8 protein-coding genes are annotated in these 9,492 nt (G+C 56.2%); all 8 read left to right on the top strand.

The window, feature by feature from the left end; all coding sequences use genetic code 11:
• Positions 1-375: 375 nt before the first annotated feature.
• The 8 genes from HY028_04700 (at position 376) to HY028_04665 (ending at position 9,158) form a co-directional block, all read left to right on the top strand.
• Complete coding sequence (locus tag HY028_04700; protein ID MBI3344145.1) at positions 376-1,020, top strand: ANTAR domain-containing protein; 645 nt, start codon at positions 376-378, stop codon at positions 1,018-1,020.
• 112 nt (positions 1,021-1,132) lie between these two features.
• Positions 1,133-1,708 carry an ANTAR domain-containing protein gene (locus HY028_04695; protein ID MBI3344144.1) on the top strand — a complete coding sequence of 192 codons (576 nt, stop codon included), beginning with the start codon at positions 1,133-1,135 and terminating at the stop codon, positions 1,706-1,708.
• A 177-nt stretch (positions 1,709-1,885) separates the two neighbouring features.
• Complete coding sequence (locus HY028_04690; GenBank protein ID MBI3344143.1) at positions 1,886-3,154, top strand: ABC transporter substrate-binding protein; 1,269 nt, start codon at positions 1,886-1,888, stop codon at positions 3,152-3,154.
• A 13-nt stretch (positions 3,155-3,167) separates the two neighbouring features.
• A complete protein-coding gene (gene ntrB, locus HY028_04685) occupies positions 3,168-4,073 on the top strand; it encodes a nitrate ABC transporter permease (protein MBI3344142.1) in 906 nt (301 codons plus the stop codon).
• A gap of 22 nt (positions 4,074-4,095) precedes the next feature.
• Positions 4,096-4,890: an ABC transporter ATP-binding protein gene (locus HY028_04680; GenBank protein ID MBI3344141.1), complete on the top strand. Its 795-nt coding sequence runs from the start codon at positions 4,096-4,098 to the stop codon at positions 4,888-4,890.
• A gap of 31 nt (positions 4,891-4,921) precedes the next feature.
• Positions 4,922-6,208 carry a hypothetical protein gene (locus HY028_04675; protein MBI3344140.1) on the top strand — a complete coding sequence of 429 codons (1,287 nt, stop codon included), beginning with the start codon at positions 4,922-4,924 and terminating at the stop codon, positions 6,206-6,208.
• A gap of 25 nt (positions 6,209-6,233) precedes the next feature.
• Positions 6,234-7,172, top strand: coding sequence for a general glycosylation pathway protein (locus HY028_04670; protein MBI3344139.1), 939 nt, complete (start codon positions 6,234-6,236; stop codon positions 7,170-7,172).
• Between the two features lie 51 nt (positions 7,173-7,223).
• A complete protein-coding gene (locus tag HY028_04665) occupies positions 7,224-9,158 on the top strand; it encodes an ATP-dependent DNA helicase (protein MBI3344138.1) in 1,935 nt (644 codons plus the stop codon).
• Positions 9,159-9,492: the final 334 nt, after the last annotated feature.

Raw genomic sequence — 9,492 nt, 5'->3', positions numbered from 1 at the left:
CAGTGTCTGTGCTGGCGTGGAAGGTGAGACAGAGGGCTTGATCTACGCGGCAAGGTCATAGCCTTAAGGGTGGGCACAAGCTGCCTCTGTCTCGTGTGATGGTAGCTGACCACCACGGGAAAGAAGATACAAGGGTGGGCACGTTTTTGTGCCCACGCGGATTCAAAACAACGTGGGCAGACGAAAGCCCTGTCTGCCCACCCTACCCGGCTCGCCCCATAATGACTCATCCCTCTTTGATACTGCATAGTTAATGGTGCAAAAAATCCCTCTTGCCGGGATCCGCTCCTGTTAAGCTACTAAAAAATATAGATTTCACTTGATTGGCACAGGCATTGCTATACCTCTCCCAGCGAATCAATCGGGAGCTTAGCCATGCGCATCGTGTTAGTCACAGAAAACCCTGAATACGCGGACCTGTTAAAACGGGCCGCGAACAACCTTTCCTATGACATTCCCGCACACGTTACGAGTATTGCGGCATTGCGCCTCACGCTTAAAAAAATCGAAGCGGATGTCGTTGTCGTCGCGACCACTCAAATCAACTCGCGCAAATTGCGTCAGATTGCGCGCATCCACCAGACGACTCCGCGCCCCATCGCCGTGTTCGTTAATCAGAGCGATGCAAGCACCATAAATGCCGCGCTGAAGTCCGGTATCAGCGCCTTCGTCGTGGATGGACTGAAAGCCGAGCGGGTCAAGGCCGTCCTGGATCTTGCCGTCATCCGTTTTCATGAAACGCAAACCCTGCAAAAACAATTGCAAGAGGCCAATACAACGCCCGCTGAGCGTAGATTGATCCGTCAAGCCATCGAGATACTGATGAACAAGGCGCACGTCTCCGAAAATGGCGCCTATCAAGGCCTGTACAAGATGGCGCTAAACCGCAACAAGCGTGTGGCGGATATCGCCATGTTCATCGTCACCGGAGAGCAATTTTTGGGTCACAACACCCACTCCATTGCGGGCAATTCGGCGGTAAATGTTGTCAGCCGGAATGAGTTTACAGCGGCGGCCTGACACACCCGCAAGGCGTCTGTCGGGTGAACGTCCATTCTCCGCCTCTCCTCGGAGAATGGACGAATGTTAGGTTAAGGGCGACAAGTGGCCATCCAAAGGAAAACAACACCTCATGTTGCGCGTCATGATTGTAGACGAAAAACCGGAACGGGCGGCATTGCTGGAAGATGCTTTACACAATACCGGCTATGAAGTAGTTGCGCGCCTGACCGCAAATGAAGATTTACAGACACGCATAGTGGAGAGTCAACCCGACGTGATCGTTATTGACGTAGACTCACCCGACCGTGACACCTTGGAGCACATGTGTTGCATCGGCCATACATCGCAGCGGCCGGTAGTAATGTTTACGCACGATGACGATAAGGAAAAAATTCGCATCGCCATGCGGGCCGGCGTGAGCGCGTACATTGTGAATGGCCTCAGCAATGAGCGGATCAAACCTATCATAGAAGTGGCCATCGCTCGCTTTCAGGAATATCAGTCGCTGCGCGCAGATCTCGCCAAGGCCAACAACGCGCTCGCGGAACGTAAAGTCATTGAGCGCGCCAAAGGTTTGATCATGCAGCAACGTCATTGTACGGAACAAGAGGCCTATCAGGCGTTGCGCAAACTGGCGATGGCGGGTAACCAACGTCTGGCTGAAGCCGCTGGAAACGTGCTCTCTGCCGCACAATTGCTGATCTGACATGAACAAGGGCCGGCCCAATGGGGGGCCGGCCCGGGGGACCACCCCCACATAGTTTAGCAAACAACAACTCGGGCCAACGGCGGCCTGAATGACGGACAACGGCGTCCATTCTGCGGGAAGAATCCCGTGGATGGACGTTTTTTTTGGCCACAATTTACCGAGGAGTAGTTAAGTATGAAGAACTCTGATACCAACGCCTTGCCCGAAATCAGTATTGATCAACCACGGCGCGTGTTTATCAAATCCGCCCTCGCCTTGAGCCTTTATGCCGCATTGCCCATCGGCTTGAGCAGCCGCGTGTATGCGGCGGGCTCGGACGCACCCGAGAAAACCGATCTCAAGATAGGATTTATCCCGCTTACCGACTGCGCCAGCGTGGTGATGGCCGGCGAGTTGGGGCTTTACAAAAAATACGGCCTCAATGTGACGGTGACCAAGGAGGCGAGTTGGGCCGCCGTGCGCGACAAACTGGCGTTGGGTGAGCTTGACGCCGCTCACGTGCTGTACGGCTTGATCTACGGCGTGCAGCTCGGCATCGGCGGACAGAAAAAGGATATGGCCATCCTCATGGGTCTCAATCACAACGGACAGGCCATCACCTTGTCGAATGCACTTAAAGATAAAGGCGTTACCGATGGCGCCGGCTTGAAAAAATTGGTTGATGCCGAGAAGGGCGACTACACCTTCGCGCAAACCTTTCCCACCGGCACGCATGCCATGTGGTTGTATTACTGGCTGGCCGCCCACGGTATTCATCCTTTTAATGATGTGAAAAATATCGTTATCCCTCCGCCCCAAATGGTCGCCAACATGCGCATCGGCAATATGGACGGCTACTGCGTGGGCGAGCCCTGGAATGCACGCGCCATCTACGACCAGATCGGCTTCACCGCCACGACCACGCAAGCACTCTGGAAAGATCATCCGGAAAAGGTGTTGGGGACTACGCTGGAGTTCGTGCAGAAATATCCCAACACGGCGCGCGCCTTGATCATGGCCGTGCTGGAAGCCTCCAAATATATTGATACCACCGCGAACCGCCCCAAGGTCGCCAAGATCATCGCCAGCAAGTCTTACGTCAATGCGCCCGATCCGGTGATTGAAGGCCGCATGCTGGGCAAGTATGAAAACGGGCTCGGCAAATCCTGGACCGATCCCGACTACATGAAATTCTACAACGACGGTCACGTCAATTTCCCTTATCTATCCGACGGCATGTGGTTCATGACGCAGCATAAACGCTGGGGCTTGTTGACCGATGATCCGGATTATCTGGCCGTGGCGAGCCAGGTGAACCAAATCACTTTATACAAACAGGCGGCCGAGCAACTCAAAGTCCCGCTGCCGGCCGAGCCGTTGCGCAGCAGCACCTTCTTTGACGGCACGGTGTGGGACGGCAAAAATCCCAAACAGTATGCCGCAAGCTTCCAGCTCAAGGCCTGAAAGGAGGCTCCTGATGAACGTGGCGCCCATGACGAAAAAAGACGTCATCCCAATAAACAGGAAGGATACCGCCCGTCTTCCGACGAAACTCGCGCCGGGCACAGTCCAGCAAGCGAAGTCGGCCGCGCGAAAGTGGAAGACCTCACTGTACGGCGGCATGGATGGGTTGATCAAATCAGCGATTCCGCCGCTGCTCGGTCTGATCGTGTTCATGCTGGGGTGGTCACTGCTCGCCGGGCACAGTCCGCAACTGCCGGGTCCGGTGAAAACCTGGCACTCCGCCGTCGAGGTATTCAGCGACCCCTTCTACGACCACGGGCCGAATGACCAAGGCATCGGCTGGAATATCCTGCGCTCACTGGAACGGGTTGGGCTGGGCTTCGGTCTCGCGGCATTGGTCGGCATCCCGCTGGGTTTCATGATCGGACGTTTCAGTTTCTTAAGCCAAATGACGGCGCCCATCATCAGCCTGCTGCGCCCGGTGTCGCCGCTGGCGTGGCTTCCAATCGGCTTACTGGTATTCAAAGAGGCGCAGCCCGCCGCGATCTGGGTGATCTTCATCTCCAGCATCTGGCCCATGGTTATCAACACGGCGGTCGGCGTGACCAAGGTGCCGACCGACTATCTCAACGTCGCGCGGGTGTTGAATCTCTCGGAGTTCAAGATATTCAGCAAAATCCTGTTTCCCGCGACGCTGCCCTACATGATGACCGGGGTCAGGCTGTCTATCGGTATCGCATGGCTGGTGATCGTCGCCGCCGAGATGTTGACCGGCGGGGTCGGCCTCGGTTTTTGGATTTGGGATGAATGGAATAACCTCAACGTCGAGCACATCATCATTGCTATATTTGTCGTCGGTATCGTCGGCCTGGCACTTGAGAAAATGCTGCTTATGCTGGCCAGGCGTTTTGAATATTGACAGTTCACCAGGAGTAATCACCATGCACAATAAATTCATACAAATCGAACATGTGGAGCGGACATTTTCCACCCAGCATGGCCTGTACACGGCCATCACGGACATCAACCTGACCATACGGCGGGGTGAATTCGTTTCCATTATCGGTCACTCGGGGTGCGGAAAATCCACCCTGCTCAATCTGGTGGCGGGCCTGATCCCGCTCACCCGCGGCGTCTTGCTTTGTAACGGGCGCGAAATCAACGGGCCGGGTCCCGATCGCGGCGTGGTGTTCCAGAACCACTCACTGCTGCCTTGGTTGAGTTGTTTCGGCAACGTGTATCTCGCCGTGGAACGGGTATTCGGCGCCGCCGAGCCCAGAGCACGTCTGTGTGAGCGCACGGAGCAGGCGCTTGATCTGGTCGGTCTGAAGGACGCACAGCATAAATATCCCCATGAAATCTCGGGTGGCATGAAGCAGCGGGTGGGCATCGCGCGGGCGCTTTCGATGCAACCCACGGCACTGCTCTTGGATGAGCCGCTCGGGGCGCTCGACGCCTTGACGCGCTCGCTCTTGCAGGACGAACTGATGCGTATCGTCGCCGCGCAAGGCTGCACTGTGATGATGGTGACGCACGACGTGGACGAGGCGGTATTACTCTCCGACCGGGTGGTAATGATGACCAACGGTCCCGCGGCGACCATCGGAGACATCCTTCTGGTTGATCTGCCGAGACCGCGCGACCGCTTGGCGCTGGCCGAAGACCCTCACTATGCGCGGTTGCGCGGCGAAGTGCTCAAGTTTTTGCATCACCGCCATGCGCAGTACGCCGCATGATTATCCATTGACTATCAAGGAACCTACCTCTATGATTTTTTCGAGACCCACCCTGATTAAACAAACGACCCTTACCCTGCTCATGATTGTGTCCGGGCTTGTTACGCTCCCGCACGCCTACGCCGAAGGCGGTTTAGTGGAGGCCATAACCGGCGGCAAGCTTACGGGCCAACTTCGCCCGCGTTTTGAATGGGTGGATCAAGAAGGCAAGCCGGAGCAGGCCAACGCCTTCACCCTGCGCACGCAGCTTGGTTACGCCACTGGTGAATTCCGTGGCTTCAGCGCCTTGCTGCAATTCGAGGGCGTCCATAACATCGGCGGCAATCAATACAATGACACCCTCAACGGTTTGGCTCGATTCCCTGTGGTGGCCGACCCGGAAAGCACCGAGGTCAATCAGGCCTACTTGAGCTACAAAGGCCAGCCCGGCACTGTGTTGTCGGACACCGTGTTCAAATACGGCCGGCAGATCATCAACCTCGACAACCAGCGTTTCATCGGCGACGTGGGCTGGCGGCAAAATTCGCAGACCTTTGACGCCCTTGCCATCACTTCGGCCTTGACCAATAACCTCAATCTATTTTTTTCACACGTAAGCAACGTCAACCGCGTCTTCGGCGAAAAGCATCCCACCTTAAGCGACATTGATCTCAGGGGTGAGCTGTTGAACGTCGCCTACCGCGGCATCCAGTACGGAACGCTGACAGGCTACGCCTATCTGCTCGACTATGAACCAGGGCAACCCATTCCGCCTTCCGCCTCGAACAAGACACTGGGCGCTCGATTCGATGGCTGGTATCAACAAGAAGGCGGCGTCAAATATTTCTATACCGCCGAATATGCCGACCAGAGCGATTATCAGGACGGGGCGAGTACGGTGAACGGCGATTATAAAAACCTGATCCTGGGTCTCGAAATCCAGGGCTTCCAGGCAAAGCTCAACTACGAAGTATTGAGCGGCGACGGCGTCTACGGATTCGCTACACCGCTCGCCACGCTGCACGCCTTCAACGGCTGGGCCGATCAATTTCTCGTCACGCCCAAAGACGGTTTGCGGGATATCTTTGTCACCGTGTCCAAGAGCTGGGCCGGGATCAACTGGTTTTTACGTTATGACAGCTTCTCCTCAGACCACGACGGTTACGATTATGGCAGCGAATGGGATTTTTCCGCCGCAAAGAAGCTCAACAAAAACCTCACGGTATTGCTGAAATACGCCGCCTACAGCGGCGATGCCAACACCATCAATCTGGCGCGCAACCCTGTCCTGGCCAGTGATCTCGACAAATTCTGGCTGCAGGCCGACTTTCAATTCTAGGCTCATCGCTCACCCAACCGTACCCATGAATTATCTCAATGTTATCGAGAGGCATAACGAATACCGCGCCGGTATCCAGCAGTTGGTCGGCTCGATACTGACCGGGATCGCCGAACCCAGCCTGTTGGGCAACCCTCCCGCGCAACGCGGCGCCATGCAGTCGCTCGCGGAAAATTACCGCTTCGTTGACCTGCTCTATACCCTGGATGCGCGCGGGCTCCAGACGAGCGATAATGTCGCCAACCCCTATTGGCAAACAGCGCCGGGCGAAGGGCAAGGAAAGGATCGCAGCCAGCGTCCCTACTTCAGGCTGGCGCGCGAATCCGACCAGGCCGTTGTCACCGATCCCTATTTGTCGAGCGCCAGCAGAACGCTGTGCATCACGGCGGCCACAAAACTCTACGATACACAAGGTCAGGTCAGAGGCTACATCGTGCTCGACGTGGATCTGGTGCGTATCATTGCATTTTTAATGGGCGACAACTCGCGGCGCTATTTTCAGCCGCTGTTCAAATCCACCTATGTCTTGATCGTGGTGGGATTGTTCAGCGTGGTCGCCGTGCTGCTTTATGCAGCCTTTACCGATATCGCCACCTTGCTGAACGTCGAGCACTCGCTGCAGGAACTGCAATTAAAACCCTTCGGGGTCATCATCTTCATGACCTTGGCGCTGGCGATTTTCGATCTGGGCAAGACCATCCTGGAGGAAGAGGTGTTAATGCAAAAGGACATATTGCGCCACAGTTCCACACGCCGCACCATCACGCGCTTCATCGCGGCGATTCTGATCGCCGTGTCCATCGAGGCGCTGATGCTGATGTTTAAAGGAGCTTTGGGCGATGGCGGCGAAACGCCCAAGGGCGTATGGATGATGCTCGCCGCGGTAGGCTTGCTGGTAGGTTTGGGGATATACGTCTATCTCGGCGCACGCGCCGAGGCGATTTTGCTGGGTTTACGCAAGTAGCCTAAACCTTCCTATGACGCGGCATAGAGGGTTTGCCGTATACTATACGGCATGCTCAGTGCCTCTGAATTTTTAGGACTCGGTGGTCCGTTCGCGCAGCACGTTTCGGGTTTTGCGCCTCGCCCCCAGCAGCAGGAAATGGCTGAAGCGGTGGCAACGGCGCTGGCCAGCCATGACACTCTGATCGCCGAAGCGGGCACGGGCACCGGCAAGACCTTCGCCTATCTGGTGCCCGCCCTGCTTTCCGGCAAAAAGGTCATCGTCTCCACCGGCACCAAGGCGCTACAAGATCAACTCTTCCATCGCGACCTGCCGGCGGTGCGCGAGGCGCTGGGTGTGCCGGTGACTGTGGCCCTGCTCAAAGGGCGCGCCAACTATCTCTGCCTTCACCGGCTCGCACTCGCCGAATCGGAAGGACGTTTCCGCTCCCGCATACAGGCCGGTGAAGTCGTGCGCATTCGCGCCTGGGCCGGCCGAACGAAGAGCGGCGACATCGCGGAACTCGCGGATATTCCCGAAGACTCTGCCGTCTGGCCGCTGGTCACCAGCACCACCGACAATTGCCTGGGACAGGAGTGTCCCTCTTACAACGACTGTCACGTGCTCAAGGCACGCCGCTCGGCCCTCGAAGAGGACATCGTCGTCATCAATCATCATCTGTTTTTCGCCGATCTCGTCCTACGCGAAGAGGGCTTTGGTGAGCTGCTCCCCGGCGCGCAAGCGGTGATCCTAGACGAGGCGCATCAACTACCCGACACCGCTACGCACTTTTTCGGCGTCACGTTGAGCAGCCGTCAACTTTTAGAACTGGCCCGCGATGCCGTCGCCGAGCACACCAAAGAAGCGGGTGACATGCCGGAATTGGCAAGTGTATCCGAACATCTCGAGAAGGCGGTACGTGATCTGCGCCTGGCATTAGGGATCGAAGAACAACGCAGCGCATGGCAGGAGATCAAGGCTCAAGCCCACGTCACACAGACCCTGGATACTTTACGCGAGCACCTGCAGATGCTGAGTCAGTTGCTCGAAGCCGCCGCCCCGCGCGGCAAGGGATTGGAAAACTGCTGGCGGCGCGCCGTGCAACTCTTGGAGCATTTCGATCAGGCTACCGAATCCCACACTGATCAACACGTGCACTGGTTTGAGACCTTTCCGCGTTCCTTCGCCATCCATAGCACGCCGCTCGACAGCGCTGAAATCTTCCGCACACATCTAATAAAGCAGAAATGCGCCTGGATATTCACCTCCGCCACGCTCACGGTGGGCAACCGCTTCGAACATTTTACGCAACGTATGGGCCTGGAAGACGCTATGATGGAGCGCTGGGACAGCCCCTTCGACTTCGCCCAACAAGCCCTGCTTTATCTTCCCGCTGCGATGCCCAACCCTGCCGATCGCCGCTACACGGAAGCTGTGATCGAAGCGGCCCTGCCCGTGCTTAAGGCCAGCGGCGGGCGTGCCTTTTTGCTCTTCACCAGTCACCGCGCGTTACGAACAGCAGTCGAGTTATTGGAAAATCGTATCCCCTATCCGCTCCTCGTCCAAGGTAGCGCGCCGCGCGCCGAATTGTTAAACCGCTTCCGCGCCCTGGGCAACGCGGTACTGCTCGGCGCCAGCAGCTTCTGGGAAGGCGTGGACGTGCGCGGCGAGGCCTTGTCCTGCGTCATCATAGACAAACTACCGTTCGCCTCACCGGGCGATCCCGTGTTACAAGCACGCCTAGAGGCGATACGCGAACAAGGCGGCAATCCCTTTTTGGATTATCAATTACCGCAAGCGGTGCTCACCCTCAAGCAGGGCGTAGGCCGTCTGATCCGAGACAGCACTGATCGCGGCGTACTGATGCTGTGCGACCCACGCCTCCTGGAAAAATCCTACGGAAAAATGTTTTTCGATAGTCTTCCACCCATGCCGCGCACGCGCAGTTTGGAGGATATTCAAAATTTCTTCGACACTGAGATAACGCAACAGCCGATAAAAGTCTAACGATAATTCTGGCTCCTACTTCCCTCTTCGCAGAGAAAATCTCTACTAATTAATAGTTCAAAAACATTTTGAGAGGGAATAACGGCCCATGATCAGCAGGACAAAGACAAAGGGGTCAAAGACAAAGGGGTCAAGTTCATTGTATGACTATCGTATTAAAAGACAAAGGGGTCAAGTTCATTGTAAGGAAAGACAAAGGGGTCAAGTTCATTGTATGACTATCGTATTAAGACAAATGAGACAAAGGGGTCAAGTTGAGATATCCCCAGTTTCACGGACACCCAGATAGGCACATAATGCCAGTCAGGAGGATGTCCGATGAAGAAGCGCCCGT

The sequence above is a fragment of the Gammaproteobacteria bacterium genome (genome assembly GCA_016195665.1).
GTDB lineage: Bacteria > Pseudomonadota > Gammaproteobacteria > SURF-13 > SURF-13 > JACPZD01.
The sequence above is the reverse complement of the archived record's forward strand: the minus strand, read 5'-3'. Positions and strand labels throughout refer to the sequence as shown.